1 protein-coding gene is annotated in these 513 nt (G+C 66.3%); it reads right to left on the bottom strand.

From position 1 onward, the window contains the following. The coding region (locus DVK06_RS17220) for an ABC transporter permease (RefSeq protein ID WP_369333409.1) at positions 1 to 513 on the bottom strand (513 nt) is incomplete at both ends.

The following is a 513-nucleotide window of genomic DNA, read 5'->3' as shown; positions in this document are numbered from 1 at the left end:
ACGCGATGAAGGGCGTAAAGACCTGCGAGAGCATCCCGAAGACGACCTTCTGGGGGCTGTTCGCGCCGGTCGACTCGATGGCCTCTATCGGTCCGTCCTCGACTTCTTCGAGGGCGTCCGTGAACAGGCGACCGAGGTTCCCCATCGTGTCGGTGCCGATGGCGAGCGTCGCCGTGAACGGCGAGACGCCGCCGAGGGGGATGTAGATGAGCGCCCACACCAGCGCCGGGATGGCGCGGATGACGCTCATCGTCCCGCGGAAGATGAAGTTGAAAGGGTACGGCGTCACGCGCTCGGAGCCGAGCACCCCGAGGATGCGCGCGCCGGGGATGCCGAGGACGGTCCCGACGAACCCCATCGCGAACGTGACGAACACCGCGCCGAGAACGGGGTTCCCGTCCTGGAACTGGAGGAGGAGGTTCCGTTCTTGGATGAACGCCCAGTACTGGCTGACGTCGACGAAGGGGATGACGCCGAACAGCGTCCCCGGCGGGAAGAAGTCGCCCAGCGCAT

It is taken from the genome of Halorubrum sp. Atlit-28R (genome assembly GCF_003665955.1).
Classification (GTDB): Archaea; Halobacteriota; Halobacteria; order Halobacteriales; family Haloferacaceae; genus Halorubrum; species Halorubrum tropicale.
Note: the sequence above shows the minus strand (reverse complement) of the source record. Positions and strands in the feature narration are given on the sequence as shown.